The 19297-nt window shown below is 69.5% G+C and carries 14 protein-coding genes; 7 read left to right on the top strand and 7 right to left on the bottom strand.

Annotated elements, in window-relative coordinates; all coding sequences use genetic code 11:
• Positions 1-11 precede the first annotated feature (11 nt).
• Together ACX9TP_RS13495 and ACX9TP_RS13490 are read right to left on the bottom strand one after the other, a co-directional pair.
• Entirely contained in the window at positions 12-6266 is a 6255-nt protein-coding gene (locus tag ACX9TP_RS13495) for an RHS repeat-associated core domain-containing protein (protein ID WP_482980128.1), read from the bottom strand.
• Between the two features lie 197 nt (positions 6267-6463).
• On the bottom strand, positions 6464-7030 hold the full coding sequence (locus tag ACX9TP_RS13490; protein WP_482980127.1) for a hypothetical protein: 567 nt from the start codon (positions 7028-7030) through the stop codon (positions 6464-6466).
• Positions 7031-7755: 725 nt separating this feature from the next.
• Between ACX9TP_RS13490 and ACX9TP_RS13485 the strand changes: the two genes are divergently transcribed.
• Positions 7756-8253, top strand: coding sequence for a GNAT family N-acetyltransferase (locus ACX9TP_RS13485; RefSeq protein WP_482980126.1), 498 nt, complete (start codon positions 7756-7758; stop codon positions 8251-8253).
• On the opposite strand, the gene ACX9TP_RS13480 is transcribed toward ACX9TP_RS13485, so the two are convergent.
• A complete protein-coding gene (locus tag ACX9TP_RS13480) occupies positions 8248-9417 on the bottom strand; it encodes a hypothetical protein (RefSeq protein WP_482980125.1) in 1170 nt (389 codons plus the stop codon). The two genes, ACX9TP_RS13485 and ACX9TP_RS13480, sit on opposite strands and share 6 nt — an antisense overlap.
• 164 nt (positions 9418-9581) lie before the next feature.
• Between ACX9TP_RS13480 and ACX9TP_RS13475 the strand changes: the two genes are divergently transcribed.
• Together ACX9TP_RS13475 and ACX9TP_RS13470 are read left to right on the top strand one after the other, a co-directional pair.
• A complete protein-coding gene (locus ACX9TP_RS13475; RefSeq protein ID WP_482980124.1) occupies positions 9582-9800 on the top strand; it encodes a hypothetical protein in 219 nt (72 codons plus the stop codon).
• Positions 9801-9809: 9 nt separating this feature from the next.
• Positions 9810-9971 (top strand): hypothetical protein, encoded by a 162-nt coding sequence (locus tag ACX9TP_RS13470; RefSeq protein ID WP_482980123.1) that lies wholly within the window; start codon positions 9810-9812, stop codon positions 9969-9971.
• A 10-nt stretch (positions 9972-9981) separates the two neighbouring features.
• Here the strand turns inward: ACX9TP_RS13470 and ACX9TP_RS13465 are convergent, their stop codons facing one another.
• Together ACX9TP_RS13465 and ACX9TP_RS13460 are read right to left on the bottom strand one after the other, a co-directional pair.
• Complete coding sequence (locus tag ACX9TP_RS13465; RefSeq protein WP_482980122.1) at positions 9982-11670, bottom strand: glutamine--tRNA ligase/YqeY domain fusion protein; 1689 nt, start codon at positions 11668-11670, stop codon at positions 9982-9984.
• Between the two features lie 107 nt (positions 11671-11777).
• A complete protein-coding gene (locus tag ACX9TP_RS13460) occupies positions 11778-12941 on the bottom strand; it encodes a glycosyltransferase (RefSeq protein ID WP_482980121.1) in 1164 nt (387 codons plus the stop codon).
• A 161-nt stretch (positions 12942-13102) separates the two neighbouring features.
• Here ACX9TP_RS13460 and ACX9TP_RS13455 point away from each other — a divergent pair, with 161 nt between their 5' ends.
• Positions 13103-14002: an alpha/beta hydrolase gene (locus ACX9TP_RS13455; RefSeq protein WP_482980120.1), complete on the top strand. Its 900-nt coding sequence runs from the start codon at positions 13103-13105 to the stop codon at positions 14000-14002.
• 3 nt (positions 14003-14005) lie between these two features.
• Here ACX9TP_RS13455 and ACX9TP_RS13450 read toward each other — a convergent pair whose 3' ends face one another.
• A complete protein-coding gene (locus ACX9TP_RS13450) occupies positions 14006-14764 on the bottom strand; it encodes an arginyltransferase (RefSeq protein ID WP_482980119.1) in 759 nt (252 codons plus the stop codon).
• A gap of 202 nt (positions 14765-14966) precedes the next feature.
• On the opposite strand from ACX9TP_RS13450, the gene ACX9TP_RS13445 reads away from it, so the two are divergent.
• The 3 genes from ACX9TP_RS13445 (at position 14967) to ACX9TP_RS13435 (ending at position 17738) form a co-directional block, all read left to right on the top strand.
• Complete coding sequence (locus ACX9TP_RS13445) at positions 14967-15218, top strand: hypothetical protein (RefSeq protein ID WP_482980118.1); 252 nt, start codon at positions 14967-14969, stop codon at positions 15216-15218.
• A gap of 226 nt (positions 15219-15444) precedes the next feature.
• Entirely contained in the window at positions 15445-16296 is an 852-nt protein-coding gene (locus tag ACX9TP_RS13440) for a glycosyltransferase family 2 protein (RefSeq protein WP_482980117.1), read from the top strand.
• Entirely contained in the window at positions 16293-17738 is a 1446-nt protein-coding gene (locus ACX9TP_RS13435; protein ID WP_482980116.1) for a type III PLP-dependent enzyme domain-containing protein, read from the top strand. Before ACX9TP_RS13440 ends, ACX9TP_RS13435 begins: the two co-directional genes overlap by 4 nt.
• Here ACX9TP_RS13435 and ACX9TP_RS13430 read toward each other — a convergent pair.
• Complete coding sequence (locus tag ACX9TP_RS13430) at positions 17728-19218, bottom strand: carboxylate--amine ligase (RefSeq protein ID WP_482980115.1); 1491 nt, start codon at positions 19216-19218, stop codon at positions 17728-17730. The genes ACX9TP_RS13435 and ACX9TP_RS13430 overlap by 11 nt on opposite strands.
• Positions 19219-19297 lie beyond the last annotated feature (79 nt).

The raw sequence follows: 19297 nt of genomic DNA, 5'->3' as shown, positions 1-19297 counted from the left end.
GTGGGCACGCCCTAATACAGGACGTGTCCGCCTACCCGTTCGCCATTCGGTCCCAGGGGATGGTAGTGCGGCAATTGCTGGTCTCCATGTGGCGGATCCCAGACAGCCCTGCCGTTGCCGGCCTGTTCGGCGATCGATCTCGCGGTGCTCTTGTCCGGAGCAATGACGTCACCTCCATTCCGCACGTGGTCGACAGCCTCTTCGACGGACAGGCGCCCCTCTGTGGAGTGGTGCTTCCCGGGCTGGATTTCAGCGTCTCTTATCGGCTTCTGTGCATCCTGGTCGGTTCGTCCCGAGCTTCCACTCGCGGCCGTGCCGGACTGGTTGGCCATCTGCACGGCGTGCGCCGCGGCGACCACGTTGGCGATGCCCAGCACCGCATAGGCGGCCCCGACGGTGGCGATGCTGACGCCCAGCGCTGTCGCCGGAGCGCCGACCACCACACCGACCCCCGTGGCGTTGGCCGCCATGCCGCCAGCGCCAATGGTGCCGCCGCCTCCCAGCGCCACCGCCGCGAGCCCGAGTTCGATGCCTCCCGCGATGCCCAGGGCCGTGGCATAGCCCAGGTAGAAGTGCCGCGACTGCCCTTCCGGCGGCTTCACGAAGAGGCTGAACAGGGGAATGGGCGCGGCCAGGCCTCCCAGCAGGAAGCCCTTTCCGAACTCCAGCGTCTGGAGCTGCCAGTCCGACCAGCCGAGCCAGCTGCGCGACAACAGGTAGCTGAACTCCTGCGACGGCCGCCAGACGCCCTGGATGTTCATGCCCACATCACACGTCTTCGACGACTCCGTGATGTTGCAGCTGCCCCAGGTGTGGGTGACGGTGCTGTAGGAGCCTCCTGCGGGGGCATAGCCGCCGTACCAGCTGTCGTAGATGATGACGGGCAGCTCGTTCGTTTCGAAGCCCGTCGGGTCGGTGTAGCGCAGCGGGTTGTTGAGCACGTAGCTGTAGCGGTTCAGCGCCTGGCTCTTCCTCGGTCCAACCATCAACGGGTCCGCACTCAGGAACCGCCCCAGCGTCGGGTCGTAGATGCGACCCTTCATGTCGATGAGGCCCAGCTCCTCGTCGTGCGCGTGTCCGGTGAAGCCCTCGCGCACCCGGGGGTTGCTGCGCGAGCGGGGACTGTCCAGGTCATGCGCATACCGCCGCCCGCCGAAGGGCTCGTACCGCAGGCGCTCGAAGACGCCTCCGGCCGCGTCGGTAATCGTCTCCACCGAGCCCAGGTGGTCCGTGTGGACGTAGAGGACCTTCTGCGCCGTCACCGTGCCCGCCGTGTCCGCGGCCCAGGACACCTGCGCCACCGGCCGCTCCGCGCCATGCACGGTGAAGGCATGCACCGACGTCCCCGCCGCCGTCCGCCGCACCTCGTACAGCCCGCCGATGGAAACTGTCACGTCCCCGTTCGAGGAGCGCTTCACGGTGCGCCGGTTCATCGCGTCGTAGCGGAACGTCACGCTCTGCCCGCCCTGGACGACGCGGGAGGGCAGGTCGAACGTGGTGTAGTCCACCGCGCGGCCCGGAGCGGTGCGCTGGTTGCCCTTGCTGTCGTAGGTGTAGGCCCCCAGCGAGGAGCGGGTGACCGCGTGCGGCCCCGCACCTCCCGTCCCCTCGTAGAAGTACGAGAGGCTGTCGCCCGGACCCTGCAGCACCGAGCGGCCCAGCAGGTTGCCCAGGTCGTCATAGCTGTAGTCGACCACCGTCGAGCCGCAGTTCTGGAACGACGTCCACGTCTTCAGCCGGTCCAGCGTGTCGTAGCTGAAGTCCTCCGTGGTCTGTGACACCCGGTCATGCCGGCTGCGCATGTTGTTGTTGGCCTCGTACTCGTAGGCCAGGGCCTGACGGGGCTGGGTGCCCGCCTGGGTGTCGATGAAGGTGAGCCGGCCTCGCGTGTCGTACCGGCGCTGGCTCACCACGCCGTTGCCAAACCACTCGGAGGTGGACTGGCCCAGCCCGTTGCGGCCCTGGACTCGCCAGTAGACGGTCGGACTGAACGCGTCCTTGACCGACTCCAGCTCCCCCCAGTCCTTGTACTCGAGGTCCACGGCGAACGACTGCGTTCCCAGCCCCGGGTACGTCACCCGCCGGAGCAGGCCATAGACGTCATATGTCCAGCCCAGAGCGTAGTCCTGCCCCTCGACGTTCCACTTCTCACCCTGGGGCCTGCCCTTGCTGTCGTACGTGTAGTCGATGGCGATGTCGTCGAGCACGTTCGCGGGGTCGCCTTCCTGGACGCTGCGCAGCAGCTTCCCGGTGAACGCGTAGGGCGTCCCTCCCTGCGTCGCGGTGTCCCAGAAGAAGCGCGACACCCCGTCCCGGCTCGTCTCGGTGACGATGCGGCCCAGCGCGTCCCGCACGAGCTCCTTCACGTCGTTGTTCGCGTCCGTCACCCGGGTGACTTCACCGAACGGGTTGTACGCGGTGAGGGTGAGGCCGGAGTCCGGGTCGTCGCGCCGCGTCTGACGTCCGCGCCGGTCATACTGATAGTGGGGACCCTGGCCGTAGCCATTGGTCACCGACTCGAGCAGCCCGAAGGGGCCGTACGCATGGTGTGTCACCACGCGCCCCGTGCCCAGCTGGTCCTCCGTCGTCAGGGTGCGCCCATAGGCATCCAGCGTCGTCACCACGGCGTTGCCCTTCTCGTCCCAGGACGTCACCTTGCCGGTTTCGTACTTCCAGGCGCGGAACGCGCCGCCCGTGTACGTCGCGCGGAGCGGGCGACCGAGGTTGTCGTAGATGAAGGACGTATAGACCTGCGCCCCACCCGAGGGAGAGGGCAGGTATTGCACCGCCAGGCGGCCCAACCCGTCGTACTCGTTCGACGTGATGACCTGCCCCCCATTGAACCCGGGCGTCTGGTTGCTCTTGGGCCGCCCCAGCCGGTCCAACGTGGAGACCATGTCATAGGAGCCCTCCCCTGCCGGGGACGTGTACCGCGAGCTGGACACCTTCAGCGCGCAGGGCTCGCCTTGCGCGCATGCGGAGTAGCCGAGGTAGGACGCCCCCATGTCCGGAGGCGCCACGACGCGCGGCCGCCCGAAGCCGTCGTACTTCCAGAAGGTGGACAGCCCGGCCTCGTCCATCTTCGCCGCGGGCAGGCCCAGTCCGCCGTGGTACGCGAAGCTGACCACGTGGTCGGGCCCCCCCGCGACGTGCGTCGTCAGCACCGTCGGGTAGGTCCGGTCCACCGTGTCGTAGGTGATGTCGATGGGCCTGTCGGGGACACCCGCCCCCTTGCGCGTCACCGTCGTGGCCAGGCCGTTCGCGTCGCGCAGGTACGTCGTCACCGACTCCAGCACCGGGTCGCCCGGCTCCACCGTCTCGCTCGCCAGCAGCGCCGTTCCCGGCTCATAGGCAAACGTCCGGGTGCGCGTCACCGCGACGCCATTGACGGTGCTCGTCTCGCGCTCGGTCTTCGTCAGGCCCACCAGCCAGGTGACCGGGTCGTTCTGATACTCCGCCGTCCAGAGCAGGACGTCGGAGCCCGTCGTCTGCCGGCGGCGGGTGACACTCCCGTAGACCTCGTCGTAGTCCCAGTCGGTCTCCACGCGGCGCAGCAGCCCGGCTGTCTCGGGGTCGGTCTCCAGCCGGTCATACACCTCCTCCGTCGCCAGGTTGGGCAGGACGGACAGGATGTTGCCGCCGCTGGACGTGCTCCGGAGGCTGTAGCTGTAGGAGATGGTTCGCGTCTGCAGGTGCAGACGCCCCTCCGAGGTAATCCGGGCCACTTCCTTGCGGGGCCGCATCGCGTAGGGGTAGTGCGTTCCCACGCGCGTCTGGTTGTCGAACTCGGCGCGGACCTCCGTTCCGGCCTCCACCTCGCGCACCGTCATCGCGGCGAAGCCCAGCCACCCGCGCCCGCTCACGTCCGAGCGCCCATCTTCGTAGGTGAACTCGCGAGTCCGCATCGGGTGTATTGCACCGGCGTCCAGGCGCTGCTCCGAAACCAGCCACCGGCCCTTGCGCATGCAGACCTGGGGCTGGGTGCACGTGGTGCCCGGCGTGTAGACGGACGCGTCCGACATCGGCTTGTAGGAGAACTCCGCCCGGGAGCCGAACGAGTCCGTGACGCTCGTCAGCAGGCCCGGAGCCTGACCCTTGCGCACGTACAGCCGCAGCGTGCCGTTGACGACCTGGGCCAGGTCCGTCAGCCCGTCGCCATTGACGTCCAGCACCTGCGACATCTTGTAGCCGCGCAGCGTCTTCTGGCCCACGGGGATGGGCAGCACGCGAGGAACGAAGCCCGTGCCGTTCGACTGGAGCACCACCAGGTTCGCGCGGGTGAGGCCCGCGTCATCCATCAGCAGCAGGTCCTGCCGCCCGTCTCCGTTGAAGTCGAGCACCCGGATGCCGTTGTCCTTGCTGAAGGAGCCCGGCTTCGGCGCGTCCTGCGCCAGCCCGGAGCCGTGCGGCGGGGCGAACCCATCCCCGGTGTTGGTCTGGATTTCCAGGTCACCGCCGTCCTTGTGCGCGCGAACCGCCTCGGGCAGCCCGTCTCCGTTGACGTCGACGAAGAGGTACTGCATCTGCGACACATCCGTGCGCACGAGCGTCGTCTCCTTCTTCTCGAAGGCGCCGTTGCGCAGGGTCAACGCCCAGTAGCGCTGCCCCACCGTCTCGTAGTGTCCGGGAAGGCCCGGGTAGTTGCGCTTCTCGATGATGAGCAGGCTCGTCTTGCTGGTGCCCTCGAGGTTGACCACCATCCGCGCGTTGTCGTTGCGGTCCGACACGTTGATGGCCTGGAAGGGCTGCAGGCTTCCCGCGGCATTGAGGCGGTAGCCCAGCTGCGCCGAGCCGTTTGTCACGGCCACTCGCGCCAGGTCCTGCAGCCCGTCGCCGTTGAGGTCGGTGAACCAGAAGTCGCTGCCCTGGTTGCCGTCGTCCTCCACCTCCGAGAACACGTTGTAGGAGGGCGGCGGGTAGTTCGTCCGCAGGAAGTGCTTCAGCCGGTTGGAGGGGCCGGGGCCACACGATGTCCACTCCAGGAGGCTGACGTCCATGACGCCATCCAGGTTGACGTCCGCCCAGCGGCCGTCGTGCCCGGACCTCGCGTCCCAGCAGAGCACCGGCAGGTGGACGGCGTCATCCCCCGTAATCTGCCCGGAGGGAGACACGAACCGCATGGTCCACTTGTAGCGGAGGGTGGTGCTGCTGTCGTAGGGCTTGCGGTACACCAGGTCGTCGCGGCCATTGCCATCGACGTCCACGGGGTTGAGGGTCCAGAAGGTCGAGTTCCCCTGGGTCGCGTCGGTGATTCCGGTATCCACCTCCTCGAAGTCGTTGCTTCCGGGTGTCCACCCGAAGGAGACGGGACGCATGCAGGCCCCGGCCCCATCACACATCTGGAAGGTGTCCAGCAGGCTGACGCCACTGATGGCGTGCTCGACGTACTTCAGCTTGTAGGAACGCACGGGGCCCACGGTGATGGGATTGGGAGCCCTCACCCGGATTTCGTTCAGCCGCTGGCTCGTCACCGTGTGGAAGCCGTTCACGTAGGCATGGTGTGCGTCGCCCCGGGGCTCGTACCCGAACTCGACGAAGCGGGTGGCCGGCATTCCCGCGCCCACCGACGACACGGTGTATTCGATGCGGTCCAGCGTCTGCTCGTAGCTCAGCGTCGTCGGGTTGTGCTGCACCGAGTAGTGGTACTCGATGGAGTTGCCGCTGCGGTCCTCCACCTTCGCCAGGGCCCAGGACATCCGGTGCAGCTGGCCGTCCCCGGTGACGGTGATGCCGGTGTCTCCGTCGGGCCGGGCCCGCGTACGGACGCCTTCCAGCGTGGAGCCATGGAGCAGGCCGTACGTCAGCTTCCGTCCGTTCTTCGTGAAGACCTGGAACTGCTTCGGCCCCAGGCTGTCGGAGTCCTTGGAGATGATCTTCGTGTAGTTCTCCAGCTCGGTCCGGTACTCGGTATTCGCCGCGCCGTACACCCCCACCAGGCCCGCCAGGCGCGTCCCGTCGATGCAGAAGGCGTCCGCATCCGTGAAGGTGACGGGCTCCGTCCTTCCGTCCTGCGCCTGGCTCCTGCCGCAGCGGAAGATGCGTGACACCCCCGCCAGGCTCCAGCCGACCCCCAGCAGCCCGTTGCCCTTGTCGCTCCGGTACGCCAGCGCCAGCTCGGGCTGCATGCCCGCGCGGCCGGCCGGCAGCCAGAGCGGAAGCGAATAGGTTGCCGCACCATCCGGAGTGACTCCGGACTGGCCGGTGACCTGGCCCGCCACCAGGCCATCCGAGCCCTTCTGGCTGGGCACGAGGACTTCCGCGGGCATGGTCGCGAGCCGGGCCTCCGCGGAACGCGGCTCCAGCGCCCCGCTCCCACTCCAGGGGCCCTCGTCGGAAGGACCACACGAGACGGCGGCGAGGACCATCCCCCACAACACGAACAGGCTCCGCTTCACGCTGCGTCCCTCTCCCCGATGACTGATCTTGGAACCACTGCAACCCGATTGCGACCTTCGAGATGTCTTCATGGCGAGGACTCCAGGAGCTCCTCGGTGCTGGAGTCGCGCAGGGTTTCGACGTTGCCCGAGCAGACTCCGGCCTTGCAGCTCGTCCCCGTCGGACACGTGCCACAGCTCACCGACCCACCGCAGCCCGTCGAGGCGCTGCCACACTGCCGTTCCGCCGCCGCACAGGCCTGGGCCTTGGTCATTGGCGTGCAGCCGCACACGTTGGCCGTGCCGCCGCCGCCGCACGAGCTGTAGCCGCTGCACGAGCCGCAGTTGTAGGTGCCACCACAGCCGTTGGACACGGTGCCGCAGTCCTTGCCCGCACAGGCCTGGGCCTGGGTCAGCGGCGTGCAACCACAGACGTTGGCCGTGCCACCGCCGCCGCACGAGTCGTAGCCGCTGCAGGTGCCGCAGTTGTAGGTGCCACCACAGGCATTGGACACGGTGCCGCAGTTCTTGCCCGCACAGGCCTGGGTCTGGGTCAGCGCCGTGCAACCACAGACGTTGGCCGTGCCGCCGCCACCGCACGAGTTGTAGCCGCTGCAGGTGCCGCAGTTGTAGGTGTCACCACAGCCATTGGACACGGTGCCACAGTTTCTTCCCGTGCACGCGGCCTGGTTCGTCAGCGGGGAGCACCCACATTGATTGGGCACTCCACCGCCGCCACATGAATTGAAACCCGAGCAGGTGCCACAGCTGTACGTCCCAGCGCACCCATCTGGCACCGAACCACAGCTCTTCCCGGAGCACGCGGTGGCCTTCGGGAAGGGAATGCAGCCGTCCCCGTTGCCACAGACGTTGGGAGCGCCACTCGCGCCACACGACTGCCCGGCGGGACAGACGCCACAATCGAGCGTCCCGCCGCAGCCGTCAGGAGCGCTACCGCAGTCGAAGCCGACGCCCGCGCACGTCAACGGCTGGCATTGGCAGGTCAGCGAGTCCGAGCGACAGACGCCGTCCTCATCGAACAGGCCATCACAGTCGTCATCCAGGCCGTTGCATGTCTCGACAGAGCTGGGAGTCCCTGGAGCACACGAGGCCTCTGCCACATCGGCGCTCAGCACGCCGAGGAGGAACAGCCCCACCATCCCCAGATGGATGGAGCGAGAAATCTGACACCACATCTAGACGAGTCCCGTCGAAAGCGTCCGCGACGAAGGAGGCCCCTGAGACCCTCGCCGCCGAATGCTTGTCGAGCGCGCGCATACAAAGCATATCCCGTTGAACTTGTCAGGCCCTTGTGGGGTTTCTTTCACACCCCCCACCCGCCGCATCGCATTCCGAGGCGTCACGCCATAGAAGCCACGCCATGCCCGTCACCCTCCGCCCCGCGAAGCCTTCCGACGAATCCGCCCTGGGCCGCATGGGCGCGGCGCTCGCGCGCCTGCACCATGACTTCGACTCGCAGCGCTTCATGCTCCCGGAGGACGTGGAGTCCGGCTACCGCTGGTGGCTGGGCAAGGAGGCGAAGAACAAGAAGGCCGTCGTCATCGTCGCGGAGCTGGACGGTGAAGTCGTCGGCTACGCCTACGGCCGCGTGGAGGACGTGGACTGGAATGCCCTGCTGGACCGCTGCGGCGGCTTCCACGACATCTGGGTGGACGAGAAGGCCCGCCGCGCCGGCGTGGGCCCGCTGCTCGCCGAGGAGCTCATGAAGCGCCTCACCGCGCTCGGCGTGCCCCGTGTCGTCCTCCACGTCGCCGCGAAGAACGAGGCCGCCCAGCGCATGTTCGCCAGGCTCGGCTGGCGCCCCACCATGGTGGAGATGACGCGCGAGGCCCCCACCGGCACCGGTGAGCCCTCATAACCTTCCGTGCGGCACCCGCCCCGCCTGGAACGCGTCCACCTGGAGGAAGGTGAAGGGCTGGTCATACAGGAGCCGGTCCTGCTGCCGCGTGCGGAACAGGTCCACGATGAGGTTCATCCGGTCCCCCAGGCTCCCCCAGTCCCGCGCCGCGCTGCCCGCCGTGTCGTCCGGGGTGCGGTCCAGCTCGGCCATCAGCGCCACCAGGTCCGGGTGCTCCAGCCGCACCAGCAGCGGCGGGAAGTCCCGCTCGGAAGCAAGCGCGGGGATGTCCTCGCCCAGCCGCAGCGTCATGTCCGGCAGCTCCAGCCGCATCAGCGTGCGCGTCTCCAGCTCGCGCCAGATGCGCTCCAGCCGCGTGGCCAGCGGCGTGAAGGCCCCGCGCAAGCCCCACTCGGGCATGCCCCGCATGCGCCGGTTCGAGTCCGCCCGGGCGAACTCCACCAGGTTGTCCAGGAACACCTCGCGCAGCGGCGCGTTCAGCGCGGCCAGCACGGGCCCCTGCAGCCGCGTCTGCTCGTGGTACCCCACCAGCGCGTTGCCCAGGAACATCAGCTCCGCGCGGGCCTTCCTGTCCCGGGTGAACATGGCCTCGTAGTACGCCTTCACCGCGCGGATGAGCAGGTCCTGCCCGCCCTCCTCCACCGGCCCCGGCGACAGCCGCGACAGCACCTGCTCCAGCCGTGACGGGTCCGGCCCGTCCAGGCCGGCGAAGGTCTCCAGCAGGTCCACGTAGAGCGGGCCCAGCTCCTCGAAGACGATGAAGTTGCCGCGCGCCGCATGGCGGGCGACCTCGTCGGTGATGTCCTCCAGCGTCCGCGCCAGCACGAACTGGATGCCCACCGACGCGCCCCACGCACCGAGCAGCCGGTCCTGCAGCTCGGCGATGCTTCGCGTCACCGCGTCGGCGCGGTCCAGCAAGTCGGCCAGCAGCCCGGGCAGCACGTCCTTGCGGATGAAGGCGCCCGCCGTCTTGGACGCCCAGGTGGCGAAGCCGCACCAGTTGACGTCCTCTTCACCGAAGACGTCGGTGAGGGCCACCTTCAGCACGTGGTACGTCTGGGTGATGTGGAGGTTGCGGAGGACCGGGTCCTCCATGCGGATGATGGCGTCCACCTGGGCCTGCGTCGGCGGGGGCCACAAGCGTGGGAGCGTGCCACAGGCCATGACGCGCGAGCCTCCTCGATGGTCCGGGCGGAATGTCCAGAGCCTCATGGGAGGAGTGGCCTCCGGGCGGCTGTGATTCAACCACCCCTCGCGTGCCTGCCTCGTCCCCCGGTCCGGGGCGCCCGGTGGAGCAGACGCCCGGCCGCCCGCGCTATGCTGCCGGCATGGTGCCCCTGAAGGACTCCTCCGGACTGCCCGCCGAGCAGCGCGCCGCGCTGGAGCGGGAGCTCGCGCCGCTCACCCTGCTCCAGGACGTGGTGCGCTGGGGCTTCGCGCACACGCCGCCCCGCGACGTGGCGGAAGTCGTGGTCCAGGACGAGTTCACCCACGACGTGGTGATGCCCTGGGAGAACGGGCGCTACCTCGTCTTCGACACCACCTGACTGGGCGGTGTGACTGCGGTCTCCGTGTGGGACCACCAACCGAAGGCCGATGAGCTGCTCGACGCCCGGCTCGCCGCGGGGTGGACGCCCACGCCGACGAGCACCGTCGACGGGGACGTCATCCTCGGCCATGCCGCGTGCCGGGTGCCACCGAAGCCGGCGGCCCCCTGAGGCCCCGCGACTACTTCCCCTTCACCTGCTCCTTCACCCACGAGTCCTTCAGCGTCACCGTGCGGTTGAAAACGGGCTTGCCGGGCTTCGAGTCCTTCGGGTCCACGTAGAAGTAGCCCTGGCGCTCGAACTGGAAGCGGGACTCCGCGGCGGCGTCCGCCAGCATGGGCTCCACGCGCGCGTCCCGGAGCACCTGGAGGCTGCTCGGGTTGAGGAAGGTGGTGAAGTCCGTCTCGTCGTCCGCGCCCGGGTTCTCCACGGAGAAGAGCCTGTCGTACAGGCGCACCTCGGCGGTGGGCGCGTTGCCCGGCACCCAGTGCAGCGTGCCCTTCACCTTGCGGCCATCCGGCGCGTTGCCCCCGCGCGTCGCGGCGTCATACGTGCAGCGCAGCTCCACCACGTGGCCCGCGGCGTCCTTGATGACCTTCTCGCACTTGATGAAGTACGCCGAGCGCAGGCGCACCTCCTTGCCGGGCGCGAGCCGGAAGAAGCCCTTCGGCGGGTCCTCCATGAAGTCGTCCGCCTCGATGTACAGCTCGCGCATGAAGGGCACCTGGCGCGTCCCCATCTCCGGCTTCTGCGGATGGTTCTGCACCTCCAGGCTCTCCACCTGGCCCTCCGGGTAGTTCTCCAGCACCACCTTCAGCGGGCGCAGCACGCCCATGGCGCGGGGGGCCGTCTCGTTGAGGTCCTCGCGGATGCACAGCTCCAAGAGCCCCATGTCGATGAGCTGCTGCGTCTTGCTCACCCCCACGCGCGTCGCGAAGTCGCGGATGGACGCCGGGGTGAAGCCGCGCCGGCGCAGGCCGGAGATGGTCATCATGCGCGGGTCGTCCCAGCCGGACACCATCCCCTCGTTCACCAGCTTGAGCAGCTTGCGCTTGCTCATCACCGTGTAGTTGAGGTTCAGCCGGGAGAACTCGTACTGGTACGGCCGGTCCCCCTGGATGAGGGCGTCGACAATCCAGTCGTACAGCACGCGCCGGTTCTCGAACTCCAGCGTGCAGACGGAGTGCGTAATCCCCTCAATCGCATCCGACAGGCAGTGCGCGAAGTCGTAGAGCGGGTAGATGGGCCACGCGTCGCCGGTGCGGTGGTGGTGCGCGTGACGGATGCGGTAGATGGGCGGGTCTCTCAGCACCGGGTTGGGCGACGTCATGTCGATTTTCGCCCGCAGGGTGTGCTTGCCGTCGGAGAACTCGCCCGCGCGCATGCGGTGGAAGAGGTCCAGGTTCTCGTCCACGGAGCGGTTGCGGTACGGGCTGTCACGGCCCGGCGTGGTGAAGTCGCCGCGGTACTCGCGAATCTCGTCCGCCGACAGGCTGCACACGTACGCCTTGCCCTGCTTGATGAGCTCCACGGCGAAGTCATACAGCTTCGGGAAGTAGTCGGACGCGAAGTACTTGCGGTCCTCCCAGTCGAAGCCGAGCCACTTCACGTCCTTCTGGATGGACTCGACGTAGTCGGTGTCCTCGGTGACGGGGTTGGTGTCGTCGAAGCGCAGGTTGCACTTGCCCCCGTATTGGTTCGCCAGCCCGAAGTTGAGGCAGATGGACTTGGCGTGGCCGATGTGGAGGTAGCCGTTGGGCTCGGGCGGGAAGCGGGTGTGCACGCGTCCGCCGTGCTTCCCGGTGCGCCGGTCTTCCTCGATGATTTCCTGGAGGAAGTTCAGGCCCTGCGTCTCGTTCGTCGTCGTCATGATGGGGGCGAATCCTGTTGAAGCCGCCCGGGGCCGGCAAGGGTTTCCTTGCGCCTCGGAGCCGTTCAACAACGCCGGGGCCCCCATTCCATCCCCCAGCCAGGGGGTCAGACGGACGAGAGCAGGCTCTCCCAGGCGCCCAGGGCCCGCTCGGCGGAGAGCTCCTCCGCGCGCCTGCGGGCCCGGTCGGACAGGTCCTGCCGGAAGGCCGTGTCACCCACGACGCGCTCCAGCGCGGTCGCCAGGGCCTGGGGGTCCTCCATGGGCACCATCAAGCCGTGCTTGCCGTGCTCCAGCACCTCCGCCGGCCCGGAGGGGCAGTCCGTGCTGACGACGGGGCAGCCCAGGGCGAGCGCCTCCAGCAGCACCATGGGAAGCCCCTCGAAGCGCGAGGACATGGCGAAGACGGCCGCCCGGCGCATGAAGGCGTGGGGGTTGGAGACGAAGCCCGGAAAGAAGACGGACGACTCCACGCCCAGCGACTTCACCAGCGCCTTGAGCTCCTCCGTGAGCGAGCCATCTCCCACGAGGAGCAGGTGGTGGTCCGAGCCCGCCGCGCGCTGGAGCGCATGGGCGCGGATGAGCACGTCGAAGGCCTTCTGGGCCTCCATCCGCCCCACCCCGACGACCACGGGCTTCTGGTAGATGGGCTCGGCCCAGTCGGGCAGCGGCGCCTCGCCGGCCGCCCGCACCTTGTCGCCGTCCACGAAGTTGGGGATGACCTGGAGCTGCCCGGGCTTCATGGGCACCAGCGCCTGGAAGGCCTTCGCCGTGTCGTGGCCGCACGCGACGACGCGCTGCATGCGCGGGTAGAGCAGGCGCAGGCCCCAGAGCTGCCGCCGGGGCTGCTCGTGGCTGAAGGCGCCCCAGTCGAAGTGGATCATCCCCACCACGGGCTTGCGCAACAGCTTCCCGGCGAGCCAGGCAATCAGCGCGGCCCGGCCCTCCTGGCCGGCGACGATGACGTCCGCGTCGCGGGCCTCCTGCATGAGCCGCCAGAAGAAGCGCGGGAGCATCGTGCGCTGATAGGAGAAGGCCTCCGTGCCCCAGGCGACCTCGGTGTGTTCGGGGATGCGGTCCGTCGGGCTGTCCGGATGCGGCTGGTGGTGGAAGAACATCTTGGTGGCGAACCGCTTCGGGTTCAGCCCCGCCAGCACGTTGCACACCGCGCGCTCGATGCCGCCTCCCGCCAGGAACACCAGCGTGAAGAGCACACGCTTCCTCGTGGAGGTGGAGGCCTCGGTTGCTTCAACCTGTTGCTGCACGAGCATCAGCCTCACTCCCAGAAGGCAGGCGGCACCGTAGCCCAAGGATATTTGGGCGCCAAGGTAACCCCTAGCGTCCGGCCTCTCGTGAAGCAACCGAGCTTGATGGGAGGAATCACGGACCCGCTCGGCTAGTCTCCCTTTTCGGCTCCTACCTGACGCCCACCGTGCACACCCGTCTCCGCCCGCTCCTCCTCGTCCTGCTGGTGCCCCTGCTGGGGGCGCTCGCCGCCGGTGGCTACCTCGCCTTCAACGGGTACCGCATCGGCCAGGGTCTGCTGCACCCACCCCGCGTGCCGGCGGAGCGCCCGGCGGCCACGGGCGAGCTGGCGGGGCTGGAGGACGTGGCCTTCACCACGGTGGACGGCTTGACGCTGCGTGGCTGGTACGTGCCGTCGCGAAACCGGGCGGCGGTGGTGCTCGTGCACGGCTTCGCGGGCAACCGCGCGCAGCTGCTCTTCGAGGCGCGCGTGCTCACCCGGGCGGGCTTCGGCGTCCTCGTCTTCGATTCGCGCGCGCACGGCGAGAGCGACGGCGAGCGCGTGACGTGGGGTGACGGCGAGCGGCGCGACGTGACGGCGGCGCTGGACTTCGTCTCCGCGCGCCCGGACGTGGACCCGGCCCGGGTGGGGCTGTTCGGCTTCTCCATGGGCGGCACCACCGCGCTGCTGGTGGCCAGCACCGACGCGCGCGTGAAGGCGGTGGCCGCGGCGGGGGCCTTTCCCGCGCTCGAGGCGGACGTGTACTCGGGCTACGGCCGCTGGGGCGCGCTGAGCGCGGAGCCGGTGCTGTGGACGCTGCGCCAGGCGGGCGTGGACGTGCAGGCGGTGCGCCCCATCGACGGCATGTGCCGGCTCCAGGGGCGCCCCCTGCTGCTCATCAACGGGGACGTGGACCCGGACGCACCGGCCAAGCTCCAGGCCAGCCTCTTCCGCGCGGCCTGTGAGCCCAAGGCCCTGTGGGTGGTACAGGGTGCCGGCCACGGACAGTACGCAAAGGTGGCACCCACGGAGTATGAGCGCCGGCTGCGCCAGCACTTCACCCAGGCGCTGCTGGACGGGGGCTGAGCCTCACGGCTCGTCGGAAGGCACCGGCGCCGGCACCCACGGGGGCGGCGCATCCAGCGCGGGCCGCTCCCGCAGCAACTCGTGCGGACGGAACCCGCCCTTGTAGCGCAGCGACGCGCACGCCATCACCCGGTAGCCCAGGTACACGTGGGGGATGCCGCGCTCGCGGGCCAGGTCCACCTGGCGCACCACGTTGGCGGTGCCGAGCGACAGGTGCGCGTAGGCCGGGTCATAGAAGAAGTACACCGCGCTCCAGGCGCGGGGCGTCTCGTCGCACAGGCCCACGCCCACCAGCTTCGGGCCTCCTTCCGCGCCGTCGTCGTACCAGGCCAGCTCGCGCGCGGACGGGTGCGGGAAGGAGAACTGGAGCGAGTAGTCGCGCGCGGTGATGGGCGACGGGTTCCACTCGCGCGCGGCCTCGCGCTCCGCGTGCCACGCCCGGTACAGGGCCAGCCGGGACGGGTCCACCCGGGGCGTGCCCACCTCCACCCGCAGGTGGGCGCACGCGGCGCGCGCCCGGCGCTGGCTGCGGTTGGGGCGGAAGCCCTCCACGGGGATGCGCAGCGAGACGCACTCGTTGCAGGCCGAGCAGGCGGGCCGGAAGTACACCGGCCCGAAGCGGCGCCACCCGCGCACCAGCAGGTGCTCGTACTCCTCCGCCGTGACGTCCTGCATCAGGAGATTTTCCAGGGAGGCCTCCTGCTCCGGCAGGTAGCTGCAGGGGCGGGGAGCCTCGACGTCGTGAGCCAGGAGCAGGGCCATGTGCGTCCTCGTTCCTGTCCGGCGGACCTCCCGGCGTCAAGTCGCACACGCAGGCCCGGGTGCCGTGCGTCCGGAGGGCCTCGCGCGGCCCACCGGCCGCGACCTCCATGCCGCGACGGGGGCATCCCCTCCCTGGGGGACGGACTGGCATGCCAACTGCAGAACATCCACACGCCGCCCGTGGGGGGGCAGGAGGAAGCATATGGCCCGCGACAGCATGCAGCCCTGGCTGGACCGCGTTTCGTACGGGGAGCTCGAAGTCTCTGGCCTCTCGGCACGCTCGGCGCTGGGCTCTCGGGACTGGGATGGCACCGACGCCTCCATCGTGTCCCGCTCGTTCGTCCGCCCCGCAAACCCCGACATCTCTGCCCTACCTGTCACGGTTTCCCCAGAGGTCGGGGACGACACCGTAGGGGGTTACGACGACTTCGACTTCCCGGTCGCCAGCTACTGAGCGGCCCGGCGACGCGTCCGCCCGCGACGGCGGCGCGTCAGCAATGAACGCGTGCCCGCCTGCCCTGGACGCAGTTCCTGCGCGGGCCGCGGGTACGCGGTGATTCCCAGAACATCAGCATCCAGGCAGGCAGCCGGGAACGCGCGCGGAAGCAAACAGGCACGCGTGTCCCACAGGTGGGAAGGCGTCTTCCCGGCCGTGGGCGCCACCGCATATAAGTCCCGGCATGTCAGCGATTGATGTCTCGGTGGTGATGCCCACCCACAAGAGAGAGAAGGAAGTGGTGGAGGCCATCCGCTCCGTGCTCCGCCAGGAGGGGGTGAGCGTGGAGGTCATCGTCCTGGATGACACGCCCGAGGGCACCGCGCGCGCGACGGTGGAGGGGCTGGGGGACGCGCGGGTGCGCTACCTCGTGAATGACCCGCCCTCCAAGGGCCGCCCGGCGGTGGTGCGCAACCACGGGGCCACCCTGGCGAAGGGCCGCTACCTGCACTTCCTCGACGACGACGACATGCTCGCGGAGGGCTCGCTGCACGCCATGGTGAGCGCGCTGGACGCCCGGCCGGACGCCGGTGTCGCGGTGGGCTGGGTGGTGCCCTTCGGCGACGACGCGGACTGGCTGAAGGACAAGAGCGAGTACTTCGAGCGGGCGGCGAAGGTGGGCGCCAGCACGCCCAACAGCGCATGGACGGTGGCGCACATCCTCTTCCGCGGCACGCTGTATGTGAATTCCGCGTGCATGGTGCGCCGCGAGCACTTCGCGCCGCTGGGCGGCTTCGACGCCTCCATCCCCGTCTACGAGGACGTGGACTTCTACCTGCGCGGCATCCGCGCCTACGGCCACGTGTACGTCGACCGCCCCATCCTGCACTACCGCACGGGCCGGCCCTCGCTGATGCACAACCTGGGCAAGGACGGCACGCTGGTCATGCAGTCCAACGAGATGATTCACGGCAAGTACCGCAAGACGAACGGCATGCTGGAGTACCGCGCCCTGCAGCTGCTGATGCGTGCCCTGCCCTTCGACGTCGCCAAGAAGCTGCCGCTGCGGCTGCCGAAGCAGGGGCGGGCCTCGTGAGCCTCAAGAGCCGCATCCTCGGCACCGCGAAGCGCCAGGTGAAGGAGACGCTGCGCCCGGTGCTGCAGCGGGCCATGGCGCCCGCGCGCACCGCCATCCCCGCTTCGCACTGGGGGCTGGAGCACCGTCCCGGCCAGGGGCTGTGCCTGGAGGGCGTGCCCCTCAAGGAGCTGACGGCCCGCTGGGGCTCGCCGCTGCACGTGGTGCACCTGGCCGCGCTCGGCCGCAACGTGGAGCGCTTCCTCGCGGTGCCTCCCGGCCGCGCGGGCGGCGCCGAAGTCTATTACTCGTACAAGACGAACCCCATCCCGGGCGTGCTGTCCTTCATGCACGAGCGGGGCGTGGGCGCGGAGGTCATCTCCGCCTATGAGCTGTGGCTGGCGCTGAAGCTGGGCGTGGCCCCGGAGCGCATCGTCTACAACGGCCCGGCGAAGTCCGAGGCCTCCGTGCGCGAGGCCATCTCCCTCGGCATCCAGCTGCTCGCCGCCAACCACACCGAGGAGCTGGCCGTCTTCTCGCGCCTCGCCGCGGAAGCGGGCCGCCGCCCGCGCGTGGCGGTGCGGGTGAGCACGGACAGCGGCTGGTCCGCGCAGTTCGGCACGCCCATCGCCGGAGGCGCCGCGCTGCGCGCCTACCAGCAGGCGCGGGCCTCCAAGCACCTGGACGTGGTGGGGCTGCACGCCCACCGCGGCGCCACCATCCGCACCGAGGGCGAGCTCACCGGCTTCGTGGAGTCGGTGCTCGCCTTCACGGACACGCTGCACCAGGAGCTGGGGCTGGACTTGGAGGTGCTGGACCTCGGCGGCAGCCTGTGCACGCCGACGACGGAGCACATCGCCGAGCGCGACTGGCGCCTCAACCTCACCTTCTTCCGCGACGTGCCCGCGCCGGACCCGGCCGCGTCGCTCTCCATCGAGCGCTACGTGGCGCTGGTGGTGGAAATGGTGGAGTCGCACTACGCGCGCCGGGGCCGAGCGCGCCCGCGCATCTTCCTGGAGCCGGGCCGCGCCATGACGGGCGACACGCAGCTGCTGCTGGCCAACGTCCACGCCCTCAAGCAGGGCGAGGACCGCACCTGGGCCGTCCTGGACGCCGGCGTCAACCATGCCGAGTGCGTGCGCAACGAGTACCACCAGCTCTTCCACGTGGAGCGGCCGGACGCCGAGGCCTCGCGCGTGTACACGGTGGTGGGCCCCATCTGCACCCCGGGCGACACGCTCTACTACGCCAAGCGGCTGCCGGAGCTGTCCGTGGGGGACACGCTGGCCATCATGGACGCGGGGGCGTACTTCGTGCCCTTCGCCACGTCCTTCTCCTTCCCCCAGCCGGCCATCATCGCGCTGGACGGTGGCAAGGAGCGGCTGCTGCGCCGCGCCGAGACGTTCGATGACCTGGTGACGTTCGACGCGGCGCCCGCGGAGCCGGCCCGGCTCAGCGGTTGAGCACCATGGAGCGCACGAAGGCGCGGGGGTGGCGCGCGGAGACGTAGAGAATCTGCGCCACCTCCACCGCCGTGGGCACCAGGTCATCCGAGTCGATGAGGGGGTCCACCGCCAGCCCCCGGTGCGAGTCCAGCCAGTTGCGCCACTGGCGCGCCTCCTCCCCCGGGAGCGCGCCGGACAGCCGCTGGAGGTTGAGCAGCATCTCCAGTGCAATCCGGTTGCAGAACACCTCGCCCCGTCCCTGCCACTCGCGCGCGGCCTTCACCTCGCGCATGAGCGAGTCCCTGTCACCGAGCGCGGCGTGGTACGCCAGCAGCGGCAGCGGCAGGCCCCGGGCGATGTCGAAGCCCATCTGCCCGTAGTAGCGGGGGTTGAAGTCGATGAGGAGGAAGTCGTCCTTCGTCTGGATGAACTCCACCTCGAAGACGCCGTGGTAGCCCAGGCGCTTGCACAGCCGCTTCAGCCCGTCGGCCAGGTCCTCGCGCACCGGGGCGGACTCGAAGCACACGCCCACGCCCAGGCGGCGGGGACGCTGGAGCACCTTCATGGCGCCGCGCACCTCGAACAGCTCGCCCGTCTCGTCCACGAAGCCGGACAGGCTGTAGATGCCCTGCGCCGCCTCGGGGTGGAACTCCTGCACCATGGGACGGGCCACCGCCGGGTCGAACTTCACCAGCATGTCCGCGTACCCGTCGCGCGAGAAGGCGCGGTACTCCTCCGCCAGCTGCGCGGGCTCCGAGACGGGGTGGCCCTTGCGGTGGGTGGAGTAGAGAATCTGGGTGGTGGGCTTGATGAGGACGGGGAAGCGCGCCTCGCGGGAAATCGCGTCCAGGTCCGCCTCGGACTCGGGGAACCAGGTGCGCGGCAGCCGCAGGCCGACTTCCTGGCCCACCTCGAAGAGCTTGCGCTTGTTGAGCAGGCCGTAGACGGCGTCCACGCCCGGGTCATAGAGGTGGAAGTACCGCGAGAGCGCCTCGCTGTGGACGGACACCAGCCACGCCAGCTCGTCGCTCGTCGGGTAGAGCACGTGCCGCATCGGCTCGCGCCGGCCGAAGTCCAGCAGCCACGCGACGAAGTCCTCGGCGCGGGACTCGGGAGGACACTGGACGCGGCGCCCGACATAGCGGGACCAGCTCGCGGGCCCCAGCTTCGCGGGGTCCGCCACCGTGACGTCGATACCGTTGCGCCCGAAACAGCGCGCGGCCGCGAGCGTGCCGTAGAAGCTCGCGGAGAAGAGCAGCACGGACGGCCGGCCCTCCACACGCGCCTGGGGTGCCTGCTCCACCATTGCGTCCTCAATCTCCTGCTGCGATTCCGGCCCCCCCGACTCCCTACCCCGCCGCGAGCGCGACGTCCCCGCGCGGACCGAGGAGAGGACCTGCGAGGCCAGACCGGAGGTCGTGCCTCGCGGGGGCATGCTGGCGCCAGAGGTGGCCGCCGCGAGCCCCGCGGTGATGAGGGAAAGGAAGTGCCGTTTCATGAAGGTCTGGAGGGCTCGCGCCCCGGGAAATCAGGCGCGCAGAATAGCCGCCCGCGCCGCACTTTGCCCCTCCCCTCTG

It is taken from the genome of Pyxidicoccus sp. M15 (genome assembly GCF_056858435.1).
The sequence above is the reverse complement of the archived record's forward strand: the minus strand, read 5'-3'. Positions and strand labels throughout refer to the sequence as shown.